General features: G+C 68.9%; 22 protein-coding genes. 12 read left to right on the forward strand and 10 right to left on the reverse strand.

Annotated features, from left to right (window positions below):
* Positions 1 to 139: 139 nt before the first annotated feature.
* Entirely contained in the window at positions 140 to 1,390 is a 1,251-nt protein-coding gene (locus EES41_RS02330; protein ID WP_123075209.1) for a CdaR family transcriptional regulator, read from the reverse strand.
* A gap of 350 nt (positions 1,391 to 1,740) precedes the next feature.
* Between EES41_RS02330 and EES41_RS02335 the strand changes: the two genes are divergently transcribed.
* The 4 genes from EES41_RS02335 (at position 1,741) to EES41_RS02350 (ending at position 5,483) form a co-directional block, all read left to right on the forward strand.
* Positions 1,741 to 2,142, forward strand: a complete 402-nt coding sequence (locus EES41_RS02335) for a GntR family transcriptional regulator (RefSeq protein WP_123075211.1) — start codon at positions 1,741 to 1,743, stop codon at positions 2,140 to 2,142.
* Entirely contained in the window at positions 2,139 to 3,095 is a 957-nt protein-coding gene (locus EES41_RS02340; RefSeq protein WP_123075213.1) for an ABC transporter ATP-binding protein, read from the forward strand. The genes EES41_RS02335 and EES41_RS02340 overlap by 4 nt, the downstream gene beginning before the upstream one ends.
* Positions 3,092 to 4,123, forward strand: a complete 1,032-nt coding sequence (locus EES41_RS02345; protein WP_123075215.1) for an ABC transporter permease — start codon at positions 3,092 to 3,094, stop codon at positions 4,121 to 4,123. Before EES41_RS02340 ends, EES41_RS02345 begins: the two co-directional genes overlap by 4 nt.
* Positions 4,124 to 4,277: 154 nt before the next feature.
* The gene (locus EES41_RS02350; RefSeq protein ID WP_254211269.1) at positions 4,278 to 5,483 is read left to right on the forward strand and encodes a glycosyltransferase 87 family protein; all 1,206 of its coding nucleotides are present in this window, start codon (positions 4,278 to 4,280) and stop codon (positions 5,481 to 5,483) included.
* A 46-nt stretch (positions 5,484 to 5,529) separates the two neighbouring features.
* On the opposite strand, the gene EES41_RS02355 is transcribed toward EES41_RS02350, so the two are convergent.
* Positions 5,530 to 5,922, reverse strand: coding sequence for a nuclear transport factor 2 family protein (locus EES41_RS02355; RefSeq protein WP_123082200.1), 393 nt, complete (start codon positions 5,920 to 5,922; stop codon positions 5,530 to 5,532).
* 335 nt (positions 5,923 to 6,257) lie between these two features.
* Here EES41_RS02355 and EES41_RS02360 point away from each other — a divergent pair, with 335 nt between their 5' ends.
* Positions 6,258 to 6,635, forward strand: coding sequence for a TetR/AcrR family transcriptional regulator (locus tag EES41_RS02360; protein ID WP_254211270.1), 378 nt, complete (start codon positions 6,258 to 6,260; stop codon positions 6,633 to 6,635).
* A 35-nt stretch (positions 6,636 to 6,670) separates the two neighbouring features.
* Here EES41_RS02360 and EES41_RS02365 read toward each other — a convergent pair whose 3' ends face one another.
* Complete coding sequence (locus tag EES41_RS02365) at positions 6,671 to 7,762, reverse strand: PP2C family protein-serine/threonine phosphatase (RefSeq protein WP_123075217.1); 1,092 nt, start codon at positions 7,760 to 7,762, stop codon at positions 6,671 to 6,673.
* A 160-nt stretch (positions 7,763 to 7,922) separates the two neighbouring features.
* Here EES41_RS02365 and EES41_RS02370 point away from each other — a divergent pair, with 160 nt between their 5' ends.
* Both EES41_RS02370 and EES41_RS02375 read left to right on the forward strand, forming a co-directional pair.
* Positions 7,923 to 9,884: an acyl-CoA dehydrogenase gene (locus EES41_RS02370; RefSeq protein ID WP_123075219.1), complete on the forward strand. Its 1,962-nt coding sequence runs from the start codon at positions 7,923 to 7,925 to the stop codon at positions 9,882 to 9,884.
* 32 nt (positions 9,885 to 9,916) lie between these two features.
* On the forward strand, positions 9,917 to 11,233 hold the full coding sequence (locus EES41_RS02375; RefSeq protein WP_254211271.1) for a phospholipase D-like domain-containing protein: 1,317 nt from the start codon (positions 9,917 to 9,919) through the stop codon (positions 11,231 to 11,233).
* A gap of 41 nt (positions 11,234 to 11,274) precedes the next feature.
* Here the strand turns inward: EES41_RS02375 and EES41_RS02380 are convergent, their stop codons facing one another.
* Positions 11,275 to 11,685, reverse strand: a complete 411-nt coding sequence (locus EES41_RS02380) for a VOC family protein (RefSeq protein ID WP_123075221.1) — start codon at positions 11,683 to 11,685, stop codon at positions 11,275 to 11,277.
* Between the two features lie 98 nt (positions 11,686 to 11,783).
* Here EES41_RS02380 and EES41_RS02385 point away from each other — a divergent pair, with 98 nt between their 5' ends.
* The gene (locus EES41_RS02385; protein WP_123075223.1) at positions 11,784 to 12,812 is read left to right on the forward strand and encodes a YafY family protein; all 1,029 of its coding nucleotides are present in this window, start codon (positions 11,784 to 11,786) and stop codon (positions 12,810 to 12,812) included.
* A gap of 25 nt (positions 12,813 to 12,837) precedes the next feature.
* A complete protein-coding gene (locus tag EES41_RS02390; protein ID WP_123075225.1) occupies positions 12,838 to 13,185 on the forward strand; it encodes a VOC family protein in 348 nt (115 codons plus the stop codon).
* A 79-nt stretch (positions 13,186 to 13,264) separates the two neighbouring features.
* Here the strand turns inward: EES41_RS02390 and EES41_RS02395 are convergent, their stop codons facing one another.
* Positions 13,265 to 13,468 carry a hypothetical protein gene (locus EES41_RS02395; RefSeq protein ID WP_123075227.1) on the reverse strand — a complete coding sequence of 68 codons (204 nt, stop codon included), beginning with the start codon at positions 13,466 to 13,468 and terminating at the stop codon, positions 13,265 to 13,267.
* A 540-nt stretch (positions 13,469 to 14,008) separates the two neighbouring features.
* On the opposite strand from EES41_RS02395, the gene EES41_RS02405 reads away from it, so the two are divergent.
* Positions 14,009 to 14,281: a winged helix-turn-helix domain-containing protein gene (locus EES41_RS02405; protein WP_254211272.1), complete on the forward strand. Its 273-nt coding sequence runs from the start codon at positions 14,009 to 14,011 to the stop codon at positions 14,279 to 14,281.
* A gap of 24 nt (positions 14,282 to 14,305) precedes the next feature.
* On the opposite strand, the gene EES41_RS02410 is transcribed toward EES41_RS02405, so the two are convergent.
* A complete protein-coding gene (locus EES41_RS02410; protein WP_164495717.1) occupies positions 14,306 to 14,959 on the reverse strand; it encodes a hypothetical protein in 654 nt (217 codons plus the stop codon).
* 243 nt (positions 14,960 to 15,202) lie between these two features.
* On the opposite strand from EES41_RS02410, the gene EES41_RS02415 reads away from it, so the two are divergent.
* Entirely contained in the window at positions 15,203 to 15,607 is a 405-nt protein-coding gene (locus EES41_RS02415; protein ID WP_123075233.1) for a hypothetical protein, read from the forward strand.
* 3 nt (positions 15,608 to 15,610) lie between these two features.
* Here EES41_RS02415 and EES41_RS02420 read toward each other — a convergent pair whose 3' ends face one another.
* Together EES41_RS02420 and EES41_RS02425 are read right to left on the reverse strand one after the other, a co-directional pair.
* Positions 15,611 to 16,183 carry a hypothetical protein gene (locus tag EES41_RS02420; RefSeq protein WP_123075235.1) on the reverse strand — a complete coding sequence of 191 codons (573 nt, stop codon included), beginning with the start codon at positions 16,181 to 16,183 and terminating at the stop codon, positions 15,611 to 15,613.
* Positions 16,184 to 16,242: 59 nt separating this feature from the next.
* Entirely contained in the window at positions 16,243 to 16,791 is a 549-nt protein-coding gene (locus EES41_RS02425) for a hypothetical protein (RefSeq protein WP_254211273.1), read from the reverse strand.
* A 141-nt stretch (positions 16,792 to 16,932) separates the two neighbouring features.
* Between EES41_RS02425 and EES41_RS02430 the strand changes: the two genes are divergently transcribed.
* Entirely contained in the window at positions 16,933 to 18,279 is a 1,347-nt protein-coding gene (locus tag EES41_RS02430) for a tetratricopeptide repeat protein (RefSeq protein ID WP_123075237.1), read from the forward strand.
* Between the two features lie 306 nt (positions 18,280 to 18,585).
* Here EES41_RS02430 and EES41_RS02435 read toward each other — a convergent pair whose 3' ends face one another.
* A complete protein-coding gene (locus EES41_RS02435; protein WP_123075239.1) occupies positions 18,586 to 19,086 on the reverse strand; it encodes a hypothetical protein in 501 nt (166 codons plus the stop codon).
* Position 19,087: 1 nt separating this feature from the next.
* Positions 19,088 to 19,345 (reverse strand): hypothetical protein, encoded by a 258-nt coding sequence (locus EES41_RS02440; protein ID WP_164495718.1) that lies wholly within the window; start codon positions 19,343 to 19,345, stop codon positions 19,088 to 19,090.
* Positions 19,346 to 19,358: the final 13 nt, after the last annotated feature.

Consider the following 19,358-nt stretch of genomic DNA (forward strand, 5'->3'; position numbering starts at 1 on the left):
CCTGGTGTGCCTCTGGAAGAAGTCTGGTGCTGGGCCCCCGGCGGCACCACCGACGGCCGTAGGGATTGTCCGGGCCCGCTTCCTCACTCTGTAGCAAGCGTCGGACGGGAGGGGAACTCCGCAGCTCAGAGCGTACGCATCAGGACACGCGCAGTGGTTCGGAGCCGGCCACCAGTTCGCGGATCCGCAGGCCCAGGTGGAGCAGCAGCCGGTTGACCCCGCTGTCGAGGTCCAGTCCGGTGATCTCCTGGATCTGGCGCAACCGGTAGTAGAGCGAGGTCCGGTGCAGGTTCAGGGCCTCGGCGGTCTTGGGCGCCGAACCGCCGTTCTCCAGGAAGCAGAGCAGCGTCTCCGCCAGCCGCTGGGTGGCGGGATCGTCCAGCAGCCGCCGCAGCGGCCTGGGGACGAGGGACTCGGTCAGCGCGTGCTCGGGGAGCTGCATCAGGACGGCGAACTCACCCAGTGCGTCCCAGTCGCCCACCCGCTCCAGATGTGCCAGCCGCCTCGCCGCCCGCGCGGCGACCCGTGACTGCTCGGCGGAGACCCATGCGGCCGCGAGCCCGGCCCGCCGGCCGCCGATGCCGACCACGGCGTTCACGCGCTCGCCGAGGAAGGTCTCCAACGCCCCGAGGACGCGCCGCGACTGGACGGCGAGCTCCTCCGGACACGGCTCGCGTTCGAAGGTCTGGAGCAGGACGGCCCGGTCCGCCCCGACCGTCAGGAGGCCACGCGCGGTGCGCGTGTGCGCATGCGCCTCCAGTGCGCCCCGCAGCGCCGCCGCGACCTGCCCGGGAGGCATCGAGGGCGCCGCCACCAGGACCGTACTGACGACACAGTGAGCCCGGTCGGGGAGCAGCCCCTGGTCCAGCAGCAGCCCCCGCGCCGTGCTCCGCTCCACCCCGTCGGAGCCGAGCAGTCCCTCCAGCAGCCGGCCCTGGCCTCCGGAGGCCTCTTCGGCCGACACCTGCTCGGCGTACATCTGCGCCGCGACACCACGGGTGGCCCGTTCGATGGCCGCGGTCTCGGTGTCGGTCAGCCGCCCGTCCGGGGCGACCACCATGAGGACGCCCAGCAGGTGGCCGCGCTCGCGCAGTGGCACGCAGTAGCGGGGCAGCAGGCCGAGGTCGTCCCTGCCCGCGAGGAATCCGGGCCGGGGCCACCGCATCACGCCCTGCGCCAGGACGTGCCGGATGACCTCGGCGTCGGCCAGGCCTTGCAGCAGGGTGCGGATGCGGACCGGGTCCTCGTCCCCGTAGTGACGGCTCGTGCAGATCATCCGGACGAGGTCGTCGTCGAGCACCACCGACCGTTCCAGCTCCGCCGCGAGTGCGTCGACGAGCGCCTGTAGGGCATCACTGGCACCGCGTGCCCGCTGGATCGAACCCGTCACGATGAAACTCCCCTGCCTGTCCGTACCGTGCTGAGACCGGGGCCGGGCACCTGTGCGGAGCACCGCCGTGGGACGGCGGCTCAGCGGGCACGTGCAGGACCTGCCGATCAATAGTGATCTTGCCTGGGAGTGCACTCGACCCGCGTAGGTCATTTGACTGTCGGGATGGACCACGGTCCTGCCGCCAACGCACGCATGACCGCCGAAGGCCGGGCCGAGCGGCGGCGCGGAGGGGCCGGGGCCGGGGGGGGCCGGGGGGCCGGAGGCCGGAGCGGCGGGGCTCTTCTTGACATCGGCGCGCCTCTGGATCCAGTATTCACTAATCAAATAGTGAAAGGGTGTTTGCCGGGATGATCGAATACCGGATCGACCGGCGCAGCGGGGTCGCCACCTATGTGCAGATCGTCCAGCAGACCAAGCAGGCCCTGCGCATGGGCCTGCTGGAGCCGGGCGACAAGCTTCCCGCCGCCCGGGAGGTCGTGGAGGCCACGGCGGTCAACCCGAACACGGTGCTCAAGGCCTACCGGGAACTGGAGCGGGAGGGCTTGGTCGAGGCTCGGCGGGGGCTCGGCACCTTCGTGCGCCGGTCGCTCGGTGCCGCGCCGGCCGACTCTCCGCTCAGGGGCGAGCTCGCCGAGTGGGCGGCACGCGCTCGGACGGCCGGCCTGGAGCGGGACGACGTGGCGGCGCTCTTCGCTGCCGTACTGGACGAGCACTTCGATTCCACCGCAAAGGAACAGGAAAACCGATGACGAGCACTGCCATCGAGGCGACAGGGCTGGCAAAAACGTTCCGGCGGCGCGGAGGGTGGGCCCTGCGTGACTGCACCTTCCAGCTGCCGGCCGGACGTGTCTGTGCGCTCGTCGGGCCCAACGGTGCGGGCAAGTCGACGCTGCTCGCCCTGGCGGCGGGGCTGATCGCCCCCAGCGAGGGTTCGGTCACGGTGCTCGGCAGCCACCCCGCCCATGTCCGGGCCCGCGTCGGTTTCGTCTCGCAGGACAAGCCGCTGCATCCGCAGCTCACCGTCGCCGAGACGCTCCGCATGGGCGCCGACCTCAACCCCGACAGCTGGGACGCGGCCACCGCGGAGCGGGTCGTGGCGAGCGGCGAGCTGGACCTCGGAGCGCGTGTCCGCTCGCTGTCCGGCGGCCAGCGCACCCGCGTGGCGCTCGCCCTCGCCCTCGCCAAGCGGCCCGAACTGCTGCTGCTGGACGAGCCGATGGCCGCCCTCGACCCGCTGGCCCGGCACGAGCTGATGGGCACCCTCATGGCCACGGCCGCGCAGTACGGCACCACGATCGTGATGTCCTCACACGTGATGGCCGAGCTGGAGGACTCCTGCGACCACTTGCTGCTGATCGGCGACGGCCGTGTGCGTCTGTCGGGCGACACCGACGACCTGCTCGCCGCGCACACCCTCATCACCGGCCCCGCGCGCGGAGCCGCTGACCCCGCCGACTTCGACCTGGCCCCGCACACCACGGTGGAATCCCGTGTCACCGGTCGCCAGGTCACCGCCCTCGTCCGCCCCGCGGGGCCGCTGCCCGACGGCTGGCAGACCAGAGAACTGTCCTTGGAGGACCTGGTTCTCGCCCACCTGCGCAACCCGGCGGCGCCCCCGCTGACCCTCGGCGCCCTTTCCGCCTCCGCTTCGCCCCAGGAGGCGATGTCCGCCTCCGCCATGTCCCAGGAGACGACCGCATGACCGCCCTTGCCCCCACCGCTGCCGCGAACACCCGGCATCCCTCCGCTCCGCCCCGTCTGACCCGGTGGCTGCTGCGGCTGCACCGCCCGGCGCTGTGTGTCTGGGCGGGACTCGTGATCGTGTTCTCGGCCGCTCTGCTGTGGCTGGGCGGCCCGCTCACCGACGCCGCCGGGGCGGCGTGGGAGCAGTACGACGCATGCGGCGGAGCGTCGACCTGCGTCTACGACCAGCCGTCGATCATTCGCTACAAGGACGTCTACTCCGTCACCACCTTCGCCGTCCTCACCGCGCCCTTCCTCGTCGCCGCCTGGGCCGGTGCCACGCTGACCAGCAGGGAGCTGGAGGCGGGCACCGCCCAGCTGACCTGGACCCAGTCGGTCTCCCCGGTGCGCTGGCTCACCGTCAGGCTCGCCGTCCCGGCCGCCCTCGTCGCCGCCGGCACCGGTCTGCTGGTCGCGCTGCACCACCTCGCCTGGTCGGCCGGAGAGGGCCGCATCGGGACCGCCAAGTCCTGGTCCGACTTCCCGACCTTCTACGCGGGCGGGATCGTCACCGTCGCCCTGGCCCTCCTGGGCCTCGTCGTCGGAGTGCTGGTCGGTCTCCTGTGGCACCGCTCCCTGCCCGCCCTCGCCACCTCCGTCGTCGCCACGGCCGGCGCGTTCATCCTCGTCAACCTGGCACTGCCCCATCTGTGGCCGAGCGTCACCCGTGTGACCGGCCGGGCTCAGGGCGCTCCGTCAGGCGGGGGGCTGACGGTCGAACAGGGAATCCTCACCTCCACCGGCTCCCGGCTGCCGGACCCCTACTGCGGCGGTGACGTCTTTCCCGACTGCCGCGCCACGTACGACGGGCTCGACACGGTCGGCTACTACCGCGACTACCACCCCCTCTCCCACTACTGGCCGCTCCAGCTCACCGCGACCGCCCTCACCCTCGCCATCGGCGCGCTGCTGGTCTTCGTCGCGTTCCGCGTGCTGAGGAGCCGTACCGGCGGCGCCCCGCGCCGTGGGCGAGCCACCGCCATGTGAGTTCCGGTCCAACCCTGCCGGTCGCTCTCGCCGTACCCCCTCATGTCCTCAAGTCCCCTTCGAAGGTTGCTGTCTGATGCCGCAAGCTGCTCGAAAACAGGAGCCCTCCTCCGGCGGACCTCGGTGGGACCGGCCGGTACTGCTGGTGTGCGCGGTGTCGGCACTCGTGGTGGGGCTGGCGTCCCCCGCCCACACCTCGCAGCAGGCATGGGGCCTGATCGGCGCGGCGGGGTACGCCTGCGCGGCCCTGGTCGCGGCGCGGTCGTCCACGCCGTGGGCCCGCTCCCCCGCCGTGGTCGCGGTCACCGGTGCGGCGGTCCTGCCCCTGCTGTACCTGTCGGTGATCGGCAAGGCGCAGATGGAGGTCGGCGTCGTGGAACGGGCGGCCGATCTGCTGTTCTCCAGCGGAACCCCCTACCACGCCGCGCCGCACGCCGTACGGGACTTCAACCCCTACCTTCCCGGCATGGCGGTCTTCGGGATACCGCACCTGATGTTCGGTGACACCCCGTTCGCCAGCGCCCGCTTGTGGTTCATCGCCGGCTTCCTCGCGTCCGTGGCGGGAGCCGTGCGGGCGCTGACCCGGGGCGGGGACCTCGGTACCGGTACGAGGGGCATCTCGCGCGGCGTCACCGGGCCGACGGGCGCCCTGTGGCTGGTCGCCTGCCCCGTCGTCGCGCTGCCCCTCGGCATCGGCGGCGTGGACCCGCCGGTCATCGGGTTGCTCTGTCTGACCCTGGCCTTCACGCAGCGGGGCCGGGCCGGACGCGCGGGCCTGGCCGTGGGGGTGGCCGCCGCCCTGAAGTGGACCGCCTGGCCGGCCATCCCGGTGATCGTCGCCGTACTGGCGGTGCGCGGCGGGAAGCGTCCCGCGTTCACGTGCGCGGCGGCGGCCACGGGGCTCGCCGCGCTGACCATCACGCCGGCGGTGCTGGTCGATCCCGGCGCCTTCTACCAGAACGTCGTCCTCTACCCGCTGGGCCTCGGTCCCACGGCGTCTTCCGCCCAGAGCCCCCTGCTCGGGTACCTCATCGTTCTGCTCTTTCCGCACGGCAAGGCCGTGACCACGGCGCTCATCGCGCTGAGCGCCGTGGGCGTGGGGACGTCGTTGCTGGTCCGCCCGCCGCGGACCGTCGTCGCCGCCGGCGACCGGCTGGCGCTGGGCCTGCTCCTGGCGATAGCGCTGTCCCCGGCCACCCGCATCGGGTACGCCGTCTACCCCATCGTCCTCATCGCCTGGCCCCGTTTCACCGCGCGGCTGTCGAAGGACCGCCCCGCCGAGCACCGGCCCCCGGGCGAACCGCCGCACCGGCGGCGGGTCCCGGAGCCTCCCCTCGTACGATCCGGCGCCTCGTCGTAAGGGGTCGGGGGGACCGGGACCGCCTCGTACCTGACGGGGATGCCCGTCAGCGGGCGCTGCCGATGTTGCGGTCGGCGTCGGAGCCGCTCAGCATCAGGGTGGTTTCCTCGATGCGGTGGAAGCGGCCGTCGGGGGCGAGGTCGGCGAAGAGGTAGACCTCCATGGTGACGGTGCTGCCGTCGTTCTTGGTGATGTGGCAGGTGTGCCGGTCGGCGTACTTGTCACCGTCGTACAGCTCGTCGTGGACCTCGACCGTGCCGCTGGCGACTATCTCCCGCAGGTGGCTGATGTGGTCGAGGAACTCGGCGCGGTCGGCCCACTCGCCGTCCGTGCGCTGGCGGTACCCGGAGGTGAAGTGGCGCTCGGCGGCCTCTTCCAGGGTGATGTCGCGGTTGAAGAGCAGGTCGTTGAGGGCGGCTTCGATGCCGGTGCGGCTCATCGGGGATTCCTTGCTTCTTGAGGTGTGGGATGTCAGATGTGCGGTGTGAAATGTAGGACGGTTTCGGGAGGCCGGGCGTTCCGGCCCGGCTTTCAGGCGGCGGTCGCGAGCGTGGTGTCGAGTTCGGGGGCCGGGCTGCCCGGGGCCGTCGAAGGTCAGGACGGTGTACCCGCGTTCCGCGGTGGCCGGCGCTCCGCTGAAGCGGAGCTCCTCGGCGGTGCCGCCGAAACCGCTGTGCATGATCAGGATCGACCCTTAAGCACAGATCTATGCGTGCGCCCGCAGCCGTAGACCGCGTGGGCGCCAATAAGCAAATCGATGTGCTTATGGCGTGGGTGACTTCGAAACAACCGGCCCAGCGCCTCCGCACGAGCCCCGAGCACGTCCGCTCGGCCGTCCACCAAGCCGTCATCGACCTGTTGTCCGACCCCGGCGGCGTGGACCTCACCATCCCTGCGGTCGCGCAGCGCGCCGGGGTGAACCACACCAGCATCTACCGGCGCTGGGGCAGCCGGGAGGCGCTCCTGGCCGACGTGGTCGTCACCCGTCTCGAACGGGACTCGCCGCCGGCCGACACCGGAACCCTGCGCGGCGACCTGAGGGCCTGGGCCGAAGCGGGCGCCGCGAGCATCCGCACCCCCGAAGGGCGGACTGCTCATCCGCTCCTCGTGGACCGCCTCCTCGGCAGCCCGGAGACACCCCGGCCGGCCTGAGCGGGGGCTACCGACCGCCGGCGCCGCCCTTCGGTTCAGGGCTCGCGCAGGCGTACGGCGAGTGCCGCGATGTCGTCGTCGAGGCGTCCCCTGCTGTAGCGGACGAGGTCGCGGTGAAGGGCCGCGAGCAGCTCGCGGGGCGGCGTCGGGGGCTGTCGTCGCATCCAGGCGGCCAGCGGGAAGAACTCGCCGTCGCGGGCGCGGGCCTCGGCGATCCCGTCGGTATAGAGGAGCAGCAGGTCGCCGGGGGCGAAATCGAAGGTGTCGACGTTGTAGTGATCGCCGATCAGCTCCGCGAGGCTGAGCAGCGGGGAGGGGGTCACGGACTCAAGGACACGGAGTTCCCTGCGGTTCAGGAGCAGCGGCGGGGGGTGTCCGCAGTTCAGGATGTTGATACGTCCGCCCCCGGGCGGGATCTCGGCGAGAAGGGCGGTGGCGAAACGCTCCATCGGCCCTTCGGGGGGAAAGGCGGCGTTGTAGCGCATGCTGCTGGCGTCCAGCCTGCGCGCGACGTTGACCATGTCGATCTCACCGTAGGCCGCCTCCCTGAAGGCGTTGACGATCGCCGCGGCCGCTCCCACCGCCGGCAGGCCCTTGCCGCGCACGTCACCGATGAGCAGCCTGACCCCGAACGGCGTGTCGACCACCTCGTAGAAGTCCCCGCCGATGCGGGCCTCCGCCGCGGCCGCGAGGTACAGCGACTCGATCTCGATGTTCCTGAAGCGGCGCGGCATGGGGCTCAGCACCACCTGCTGCGCCGCGTCGGCGACGAGCCGCACGTGAAAGAGGGTGCGCTCGCGCTGGAGCCGGACATGGCTTCCGTACGCGGCGGCCACGGTGACCGCGATGATCCCCGCGACCGTCCACCAGGTGCCCAGGTCGGGGAAGACGAGGCTGAGACCGACCATCAGGATAATGCAGACCGTCCCGAGGAGGACGGTGGGCAGAACCGGCCACATGGCGGCGGCCAGCGCAGGCGCCGCGGGCAGGAGGCGGCTGAAGGCCATCTCCGGCGGGGTGGCGTAGGCCAGGCTGGCGATCACTACGGTCAGAATGACCGGCGACAGCCGGACAAGCCTCCACGGGCCGTAGCGCCGACGGAGCCTCGGCCGTCCGGACTCGATCACGCTTCCCACAATATCCGTGCAATAAGGGCAAAGCGCTCTGAACGTATGATCGAACACGCCGCATACATACCCAATACATCTGTTCAATACATTTGTACAGATCATGGGGCGATGGCTGGCACCACCGGTTGATCGTCCCGTCGCGGGGTACCGGAGCGGCATGGCTCCCGAGAACGCTTCCGCCCCCGCGACCGGCTACGTACAGCCCGATGTCGACGTCCCTTCGCTGACCGCGGTGCTCGACGGCGAGTACGCGGGGATCCGCGACCTCGTCCGTACCAACCTGGCGACGTACGCCTCCGTCCTCGAAGAGGCCGACGAGCTCGGCATCGACGCGTTTCGCGATCGGGTGCGCGACGTCGTCGTCAAGATGGCCGCGACGGGCCAGACCGGCATGGGCTTTCCCGCCGAGTACGGCGGGGGCGGGGACGTCGGGGCCTCGATCGCCGCGTTCGAGACGCTGGCCTTCGGCGATCTGTCGGTCCTGGTGAAGGTCGGCGTGCAGTTCGGGCTCTTCGGCGGCGCGATCCTCCACCTGGGCACCGGGCGCCACCACGCCGCCCACCTCCCGGACCTGATCACCGGGGAGCTCATGGGGTGCTTCGCGATGACCGAGACGGGGCACGGCTCCAACGTGCAGGCGCTCGGCACCGTCGCGAGGTACGACACCGCGAGCGGCGAGTTCGTCATCACCACGCCCGGCGACCACGCGCGCAAGGACTACATCGGCAACGCGGCCCGCCACGCCGAACTGGCCGTCGTCTTCGCCCAGCTGGAGGTGGACGGCCGCTCCCAGGGCGTGCACGCCTTCGTCGTCCCGATCCGGGTCGGCGGCGAACCGGCCCCCGGCGTCCGGATCGAGGACGACGGCCGCAAGATGGGGCTCAACGGTGTGGACAACGGCCGCATCTGGTTCGACGGCGTGCGGGTGCCGCGCGAGGCACTGCTCAACAGGTTCGCCGACGTGACCCCCGAGGGCGTCTACGAGAGCGCGATCGACAACCCCAACCGGCGCTTCTTCACCATGCTCGGCACCCTGGTCCAGGGCCGGGTCAGCGTCGCGGGCGCCGGGATCAGCGTCGCCAAGGTCGCGCTGTCGATCGCCACGAAGTACGCCGTACGGCGACGTCAGTTCGAGGCAGTCCCGGACACCGAGGAGCAACTGCTCCTCGACTACGGCCTGCACCAGCGGCGCCTGCTCCCGCTCATCGCCCGGACGTACGCCCTGCACTTCGCGCAGGACGAAGTGCGCGCGCAGCTGCACGAGGTCTTCTCCGGCATCGAGGACGACGCGCAGGCGCGGCGCCGGCTCGAATCGCGGGCCGCGGGCATCAAGGCCCTCGGCACCTGGCACGCCACCCGGGTCGTCCAGGAGTGCCGCGAGGCGTGCGGCGGCGCCGGCTATCTCGCCGTCAACCGGTTCGCCGCCCTCAAGAGCGACAGCGACGTCTTCACCACCTTCGAGGGCGACAATCACGTCCTGCTCCAGCTCGTGGCGAAGGGGCTGCTCACCGATCACGCGAGCGAGTTCGAGGACCTCGACCAGCTCGGCATGGTCCGCTACGTCACCGGCCTCGCCGTCGAGACGGTCATCGAGCGGACGTCGGCCCACAAACTGCTCGAACGGGTAAGGGACCTGCTGCCCGGCGGCGACGAGTGGGACCGGGAAGCCGGTCTGCTCGACTCGGAGTACCAGCTCGCCATGGTCCGCTTCCGTGAGGAGCACATGCTGGCCGGCCTGGCCCGGCGGATCAAGCGCGGGATCGACCAGAAGCGCGATCCGGGCGCCGTCTTCTCGCAGGTGCAGGACCACGTCATCGCGGTCGCGCGGGCACACGTCGAGCGACTGGTGACCGAGGCCTTCGTCGACAAGGTGCGCGGACTGCCCGAGGGGGGAGAGAAGACGGCGCTCGCCCTCCTGTGCGACCTGTTCGCCCTGTCAACGATCGAGGCGGACCGGGCCTGGTTCATGGAGCACGGGCGGCTGACCGTCCAGCGTTCCAAGGCGATCAGCCGCGAGGTGAACGACCTGTGCCGCAAGGTGCGTCCCCTCGCGGTCGACCTCGTCGACGCGTGGGGCATCCCCGCCGCCATGCTGCGGGCACCGGATCTCGTGGGCTGATCCGGGATCGCGGCGAGGCTAGGGTCTTCCACATGACGAAGATCAACGTGATGACGATCGCCATCACGACAGCCGCACTCTCCCTCATGGGCGCGTCCGCCCCCGCAACGGCCACGGCAACCGCCACGGCCACCGTGGCATCGGCGCAGACGGCACCCCTGGTCACCACGGGTGCCCTGTTCAACGACCCCACCAACCCGGCCGGTCAGAACACGATATTCAGCCACATATCCCGTCTCATCGACGGCGCCGTGCCCGGATCCGACATCAAGATCTCCTCGTACGTCTTCGAGTCGGACTGGCTGGTCGGGCGGCTGAACGCGGCTCACCTGCGGGGCGTGAACGTCCAGGTGATCCTGGACAGCGAAAGCACCGCGCGTCAGGCGGGCGGCCCCGCCTACGTCGCGCTCCGCGACGGGCTGGCCCGGAAGACCGCGACCTCGGGCAACTCGTGGGTCCGCGTGTGCGCACAGGGGCAGGCGTGCCTGGCCAAGGACCCGAACCCGAACGACTCCTTCCCCAGCGTCAACCACAACAAGTTCTACCTGTTCTCCCGGACCACCGGCAGCGCCACGGCCACCGTCCCGGTGGACGACGTCGTCGTGCAGACGTCCGCGAACCAGACCACCTGGGACCGGGAGAAGGCCTGGAACGACGCCCTCACCGTCGCCGGGAACGAGGTGCTCCACGACGCCTACGCCTCCTACTTCAACCAGTTGGCGGCGGCTCAGGCGAACCCCGCCCTCCAGGTGTCCGACCTGCCGAACGACACCCAGGCGGGACCGGCGAAGGCGTACTTCTTCCCCCGCTCCGCCGATGTGGTCCTCAACATCCTCAACACCGTCGACGACCCGGTGGCGGGCCAGCCCGCCTGCCACGGCAATTCGGCCGGGTACGGCACCGCCGACGGCCGTACCGTCATCCGCATCGCGATGCACCAGATCACCCGGCCCGAGGTCGCGAAGAAGCTGTGGGAACTCGATGACGCCGGGTGCTACGTCGACATCGTCTACCGCAAACTCGACAACACCGGCACGCAGATCCACGACCAGCTGGCCAAGCCGACCCGTTACGGCGGCATCAGCCTGCACGAGCTCAACGACGACACGATCGCGGGCGGCACCGCCACCCACTCGAAGTACCTCCTCGTCGAAGGCACCTACAAGGGCCTTCCCGACCAGAAGATCGTCTTCACGGGCAGCCACCCCTACACCCTGTCGGGCCTGAGCAACAACGACGAGGCCCTCCTCAAGTACGACGACACGCCCCGCACACCGGTGACCAACAGCCCGGTCTTCGACGCCTACCGCGAGAACTTCTGGGCCCAGCGCACCCACGCGGACCAGTAGCCACACCGAGCACCACCGCCCGGGCCGGGCGGTGGTGCTCGCTACGGGGTGGCCCTGGCGGCGAACTTGGCGACGGCTGCCGAGGTGACCGGCGTGAAGAAGTTGACGAGGTTGCCGTCGGGGTCCCGCAAGAGGAGCGAGCGGTTGCCCCAGGGCATCGTGGTGGGCGCCTGGACGAAGTCCTCCACGAAGCCGCTCAGGTTCCGGTGGACACGGTCCACGTCGTCGACGAGGAACTCGATGATGACGCTGTGGTTGTCGGCCGGCCGGGCGGCGCCGGGCGCGAACAGGGGCACGGTACGGGTTCCGGCGATGGCGAGGGCGGCCGAGGCGGTCCTGAGTTCGGCGAAGTCTTCCGTGGCCCAGTTCGCCCCCACTCCGGTGGCGCGCTCGTAGAAGTCGACGAGGCGGGCGACGTCGCCCGTGATGATGCGGATCGAAACGAAGTCCATGGGGTCTCTCCAGGTCAGGTCGTCGGTCTTGGTGATGACCTCACGCTAGAGCGAATACCGGACAGGATCCGCCCGGTATCTGCGGGAGAATTCTTGGCATGCCCCGACCCATCGCGCGCGTGCTCACCCTGCTGGAGCTCCTGCAATCGGGCGGCCTTCGGACCGTCGCCGAACTCGCCGCCCGGCTCGAAGTCGACGAGCGCACGGTGCGGCGGTACGCCGATCACCTCCTCGACCTCGACGTACCCGTGGAGTCGGTACGTGGCCGCCACGGCGGCTACCGGCTCGCCGCCGGCTACCGCATGCCTCCGCTGATGCTGAGCGACGACGAAGCGCTCGCCGTGCTGCTCGGCCTGGTCGCCGGTCAGCGGGCCGGCCTGATGAGCGCCGCGGGCGCGGCGAGCGAGACGGCAGCCGCCAAGATCCGGCGGGTCCTGCCCGAACGGCTCGGCCGCAGGCTCGACGCCGTACTCGGCTCCCTCGCCTTCACCGCCCCGCCCCGTACGTCGGCGGTCCCGGAGACCGCGGTCCTTCTCGCGATCGCGGACGCGGTGCGCCATCACCGGCCGGTTTCGATCCGGTACACCGCCGCGGACGGCCGGCACAGCGAACGCACGCTGCACCCGTACGGGCTCGTCGCCCACTCGGGCAGGTGGTACGTGACCGGTGGGGATCCCGCAGTCGGCGAGGAACGCACCTTCCGGCTCGATCGCATCGCCGACGCGAGGACCCTGCCCGGCACGTTCGAGCCGCCCACCGGGTTCGACCCGGCGGAGCGCGTCCTGGCGGGTCTGGCCACCGCTCCGTACCGGCACGAGGTGACGGCGCGGGTCCAGGAGACGGCCGAGTACGTCCGGGCGAGGCTTCCCACGGGCCTCGCGATCGTGGAGGAGTTGCCGCCCGAGGACGGCCCGGACCCGGAGGGCGGGCGCTGGTCCCGCGTCGAGATGCGGGTGGACCGGCTCGACTGGCTGCCTGCCGTACTCGCCTCCCTCGACCGTCCGTTCGTCATCGAGCGACCGGACGAACTCCGCGGGCTCATCACCGCGTTCGCCGCGCGGCTCGCCGACTCGGCCCGGAACACACCGTCGAGGGAGGGCCCGGGCCCGATCTCGGTGGCGGACTGAGCGGTGCTCGGGCAGGCTGAACCACATGATTTCGGTGGTGCAGAACGTGGCGATCGACTGTTCGGATGCCTATGGGCTGGCGCGGTTCTGGAGCGGGGTGACCGGCTCTCCGCTGCATCCGCAGAACAGACCGGGCGACCGGGAGACCCAAGTGATGCTTCCGCAGGGCCCGCTCCTGTACTTCAACCAGGTGCCGGAGCCGAAGACGGTCAAGAACCGGATCCACTTGTGCCTGCGCCCGACGACCTCGCGCGAGGAGGAGGTCGAGCGGCTGTTGGCCCTCGGAGCCACCCTGGTCACTGATCACCGCAAGCCCGACGGCGCGGGCTGGGCCGTCCTCGCCGACCCCAACACTCCTGACTACCAGTTCTGAGGATACGCGCACGTCAGCCCCAACGACAGAGCCCCGCACGGCACTTGGCCGCACGGGGCGTTTTGCTGTCTGGAGCTGGTCAGCACCGAGGGGTCCAGCGCATCGCGGGCAGCTCGTCCCACTGCGCGCGGGGCGGGTACCGGTAGATGTGATCCGGGCACGTGTAGTGCGTGTATCCAGCACCGCTCATGCTCTGCACCGAGCCGACGACGATGGGGGCGTTGGTCCAGTGACCGCAGACTGTGAAGACATCGGGGGCGCACTCTTGGGGCTCGCTGGTCATGCGGACACCCCCGCATCAGCGAACGCAGCGTGCGGGAACAAGGCTCCGGGGTAGCTGTACGGGTAGTCAACGCCCATCGTCGCAAGCGCAGCAGCGCGCCGACGTTGCCGGATCATGTGCAGCTCTAGTGTCTGCTCCGCTTCCCTGGCGAGCAGCCACGGGCCTACGCGGTGGTGCCACGGGGACGGAATGGACCGTGCGAGGACATGCACCGGAATCGGGGTCGTCGGGGCGCAGATTACGAGGGGCAGGGGTTCGGGGCGAGGGGCGGGGACTGCCGCGTGTCGTCCATGGGCAGGCAGCAGTATCCGCAGCACCCAAAACAGTGCACGGGCGATAGAATCGCGCATGTCGTTTCAGCTCCCTAAAGCTGTTTCGGCGGAGCCCCGGCGGAGCCCCGGCGGACCGATACCAGCGGTCTTCCGGGGCGCTTTCGTATGCGGAGAATCACGCTAAGCCAACTCGTCTAACTCGTCTACCTGTCTAACTTGTCTGCCTGTCTAAGTCGCCTAACTTTGGCCCGTTGTCTACGCTCTCCCCATGCCAGAGCACTCGCCCGACCCCCACACGCCGTACGCCCCGTATATGCGGGTGCTGGACGCGCTCACGGCAGATATCAAGGCGGGCAGGCTCGGGCCGGGCGACCGCATCCCTTCCGAAGCCGATCTGTGCGAGCGGCACCAGGTTGCTCGGGAGACTGCCCGCCGAGCCGTGAAGGTTCTCCGAGAACGCGGGGTCATCCGGACCGAATGGGGGCGGGGGTCGTTCGTCGCCGAGCGAGCCACCGAAGACAAGCGCCAGGGCGACGCGTAAGGCCCCTTCGGGGCTCGCCTTCCCTCACGGCACAGGTGCCAGCGCGGACGGAAGGTTGGAGGCGTCAAGGACCGTGACGCCCCGCAGCTTGCGGTACAGCCGTTGGGCGAGCATCCCGGGGTACCGGGGCTTGTTGAAGCTGGAGTACGTGTCCTTCTCAGACGGAATCCAGTGCCGCAGATCATCGCTGACGCGGTACAGCGTTCCGGATACGCCACTGAGCACCGACTTACGGACGAGCAGCACCCGCACGGTCTCTTCACGCGGCAAGAAAGGACAGTGCCGCAGCGACAGGGGCAGACACGTCCGGCATAAGGGAGGTGCGTCGGTGGTGATCCGGTTGAGCGGTCTCGGTTGCTCCGCGGGACGCTGCCACTCAACGAACAGCGTGCCCGCGTCGGTCTCGGCGGGTTTCGCGCACACCTGACACAGCAGCCCTTCCATGCATTCGCGCTGCCGCAGTGGGTCCATACAGTCGAAGATGACGCGCCCGCGCTCGCTCGCGCTCGGCCTGGTCATGCGGGCCCACAGGTTGCCGTGCGCGTCGCGGTCATCCGGGCGAGGCTCGACGTAGGCGAGATGCGGAACGCCGTTGCGCGGCACCTCCAGACACATGTCTGCCTCACGGGGACCAAGCTCGTTGGCGTAGGCGGCAACGTAGGGGACGAGAGCGGGCACGGCTGAACTTTCTACGCGAGGACGGAGAGGGACGCCCCGCCCATGTGCCACCAGGGCAGTACACGAGCGGGGCGGCGGAACCTTGCACAGTGCGCACCGTGGGTTGGTCCCTCATCCGTTGCTGAACACGCCCAGCGGCCCCGCAACGGGTCTTGCAACCCGTTCTCGGCGCTCGTCCCCCGGGCGGGGGTGGTGCGGTCCGAAACGGGCGTCTGTGGTGCTGGTGAGAGCTAGGCTCCGGCCATGCCCGAGCCTTTCGTGAACGGCGACGTACACCACCGCGCGTGCGGTATCTGTCCGTCCCGCGTCCACGCTGTTGGTGAGTTCGACGTGTTCGAGCGCCCGACCCCGGAATGCCCGTTCAACAAGGCTGACGGGCACCGGTACTTGAACGATGGGACACCGGTCTGCGTCCACCCCGAAAAGGTCGGGCTGCCCGCGAAGCGCTACAAGAGTGAGAACGCCCCGCTGACTGTCGAGCTGCAACTACCGCCCGACCCGTCCGCAGTGGTGCCGTACCTGCATGACGTGCTGTACGGCGCGGCTCCGGTCCTGCTCGATGACCTGATCTCTCAGGCACAGCAGCAGATCCGGCAGCACTTCCCGGAGCTGGACCCGCTCGCGGTCATGCGGCAGGCACTCGGCTAGCCGCTACGCGGGCACGGGTTCGAACGTGATGCTGTGCGCGAGACCCATCCGGCGGAAGCCCGCCGCCTCGTACTTCGCCCGCAGGATGTCGAGCCGGCGAGCCACTTCCGCGTGCGTGATCCAGTACCGGGCGGGCGGCTCGCCCCACGCGGCGCGGTACGCCTGGTGAGTGTAGTCGTCCCGTGTCCAGTCGGTGTGTTCCTGGTCGGTCTGGTGGATGATCTGCGCGCCGACCCTGGCCGTGATCCGGGCGAGGATCTGCGGCTGAGCGATCATCGCGTGCGTCATCTCGTCCACGGGCACGGCGACGGGGATTTCCGCCGCGCGCTCGTCGCCGGTCGCCTCGAACACTGCGGCCTTGAGGCAGAGCGCCCGCAGACCCTCGGTGAACAGCGGGGCCGCGTCGTCGGCCTGGTCGTACTCGCTGATGACCGGACCGCCGGAAAAGCACGTCCAGTCTTCGTCATAGCGCAGGCTCGCGGCCTTGAACGCGGAGAACTCCGGATCGGCCTCAACGGCCGCCAGGATCTCCCGTGCGCGCTCTGCGGTGCGCTCGGCATGGGGAAGGGTGTTCACGGGTGTTCTCCTTCGGTCATGGTGCGCGATTCGGGCTCGGGTCGAGCGGCCCGCCCTGGTCACAGAAAGGGAATGAGCCAACCCGACGTGCGACGGGCCTTCCTGTGGCTCGTGCGACCAGAGCGGGGGCATGTGGACTGTCCGTCATCGGCGGGCAGTGTCGGGCTGGACTCGGGCGGGGGCACGGCCACGGGCCAGACGGACAGGGTGAAGCGACACCCCTTGTCCGGGACGACCACGGAGAACGGCGCACCTTCCTTGAGCTGGTCCCGTGCTTCCTGCTGCTCCTCCGGGTGCTCGGCCCAGATGCGCAGTTCCGCGGGAGTATCAGGGACGGGCACAGGGTCCACCCGCATCCACGGCATGACCCACGCGGAGCGCGCCGGGTCGGGGTCGAGTCGGTCCGCGATGCGCTCGGCCTCGCTCCGTAACCACCGCAGGGCGAGTTTCGGCGAGATCGTTTGGAAGGTGCCGAGGACGTACGGCACGGTCTCGCGCGTCCCGTACACCTCTCCTTCCGCGAGCACTTCGCACCAGTAGGCCCGAGCCGATATCCCCGCACTGGACCGCTCGGGGTTCCCCATGGCCATTCGTGCGTGCTTCTCCATGTCCGGACCCTCCTTGCGGCGTCATCCCTTGTGGTGGTCGGTGCTCGCACTAGGCAACCGTCCGACCACGCACAGCGGTACCGTTGGCGCGAGGTCAGGAGTTAAGAGCGTTAAGCAGTCAGAGCACGGGAGTTGGGGCCAGTGACGACACGACAGCCGAACGCCGGACTTGAGCGGCTGTACCGCGAGAGCGGGTGGACCCTGCGGCAGTTCGCCCAAGAGGTCAACCGCATAGGGACCGAACGCGGAACCCCCCTGAAGTACCAACAGCCTTCAGTTCATCAGTGGTTGAGCGGTCACCTGCCGAAGGAGTCTGTCCGGCCGCTGATTCTGGAAGCGCTCGCCCGGAGACTGCTTCGGCCCATCACGCACAGTGAGGCGGGCTTCCCACAGGATCTCGGAGATCAGGAACCCAACCACCCCAGTACGGTTGAAGGGCTGCTCGACCTGGGGAGGAAAGATATGGACCCATCACGCCGAAGCATTCTCGGGGTTGGCCTATTCGCTGTCGCGCTGACTGTTCCCAACTGGCCCGATGTCGTGGGCCGAATGGAAGCTGTCCAAAAGGGCCACGTTCAGCGCATAGGAATGGCAGACGTTCAGACCGTCGCCGCAATGACTGAGCGAATTTCCGATCTAGACGACCAGTTCGGCGGGCGAACAGCTCGCCCTATGGCTGCCGCGTTCCTCGTGAACACTGCGACCCCATATCTACGTGCAGAGGCGCCGGGCAGCGTACGCAAAGCAATGATGGGCGCCGTTTCGGACCTCTGCTATCTGACTGGCTACATGGCGGTAGATGAGGGTCTACACGGATTGGCGCAGCGCTACTACCTCAAGGCATTGGAACTCGCCGGAGCCTCCGAAGATCACTTGACTTTCTGTACGACACTTCGGGGGATGAGCGTTCAGGCAGTCGATTTGGGGCACGGAGCAGAGGCAATGCGACTTGCGGACGCCGCTGCCGCAGCCTCACCAAAAGCGGGTCCGCGAATGCGGGCATTCCTTGCCGGCCAACAAGCCCATGCGGCGGCTCAAACCGGGGACCGGGTTTCCGCGCATTCCTATTTGAACGAAGCCGAAATCGCCATGGAAAAGGCCGAATCGCAGTCCAAAGCCTTTGGCTCTTACGACCCGTCATCACTGCTTTACCATACGAGCCAAGTGAAATTCGAATTGGGGGATGTGGCGGGATCGATTTCGGCAATGCAGCAGTCGGATCAAATCCGCCAGAGCGTCTATCGCCGAGCGCGTGTCCGGCATCGTTGCACACTAGCCGAAAGGCAACTCGACCTCGGCCACCTTGAGGCGGCCTGCCAGACATGGGCTCTCGCGCTGGATGATTACCCGAGCCTGCAATCCGGCCGCGCAGACGAGCGCGTCAAGACTATGCACAGCCGGATTAGGCCGTACCTCAAAAACCATGCGGCCCGAGAGCTCTTCGAGCGGGCACGGCTAGTGACCCCTCCGCAACTAATGCCTCGTTGAGTTCCGGCATTCGACAGAGCACAGAACGAGGAAGGGCCCGGTACCTCTCGCAGTGGGCGAAAGATACCGGGCAAGGGGTGGGGGGCCGGGTTTATGATCGATCCCTACAGTGCTGAATCAACAGGCTGTGCCGCTATTCACACACGTAACGGGAACACCGAGTCTCCGCACAAACGCGCTAACTAGCCGTGCGAGTTTTTGTGCTCCCGGCCGATCTGGAGCGGGAGGAGACGGGAGTGCCCCCCTGGTCTAACCAAAACTCTCAGTGATGAGTGTGCGAGAGAACAGGCCGGCAAGCTAACACTTTCAGTCCCGCTGGGAGATGTGATCCTCGCGGGCCTGCTTAAGTTCATCGGCAAACTTCGCTCCAAGTTCTGCCGCCTGAGTCTCGACAGCCGACTGAATCGTGTCAAGTATCATGGCGGCGTACCAACGCTGTTCGGGCGCTGTAACTACTTCACCAATCGAGCGCTGTGCTCGCTGCGCCTCATTGATTACGTGTCCACGCCGATAGCGGGCAGCCCGGTATTCGACGTATGCCGCAAACCACGGTTCAGCGGAAAGGGCTTCCATGAACCGCTCTTCGGCATCGTCGCCGGACTTCCCGGCCTGCTCAGCTCGGGCACGCCAGGTATCGGCGAACTCGCGGTCATAGACCGCCCCACGCTCGGCCCTGCGGGTCGCTTCGGCTTCCTGCGCTGCCTCCAACTCTGCCTGTGCGTTCGCGAGCGGGGTAGAGATCTTTTCCGCCTGCGCCTTGAGCTTCGCAACGCGCTCGGCAGCCTTCTCGATTTCGTTCATGGTCATATCAGTTGTCACCCTTCATCACGTCGCGGCCGTGCTCGGCTGCAATCTTCTTGTCGTTCTCGTAGTAGCCAAGGCTCATCCGGAGGGACGTGCCGAGCGTCTCGAACACTTCGGGGCGCGAGTTACGCAGTGCTGCGAGTTCTTCCATGCGCTCATCCCGCTGGAATGCGTCGGCGCGGCTCTGACCCTTGTCTCGCTTACCGTCCAGGAATTCGGCGCGGTTGAGATATTCGCTCATGATTGCTTCCTTGTTCTGCATTCGGGCATGAAAA

Source organism: Streptomyces sp. ADI95-16 (assembly GCF_003721495.1).
In the GTDB taxonomy this organism is placed as follows: domain Bacteria; phylum Actinomycetota; class Actinomycetes; order Streptomycetales; family Streptomycetaceae; genus Streptomyces; species Streptomyces goshikiensis.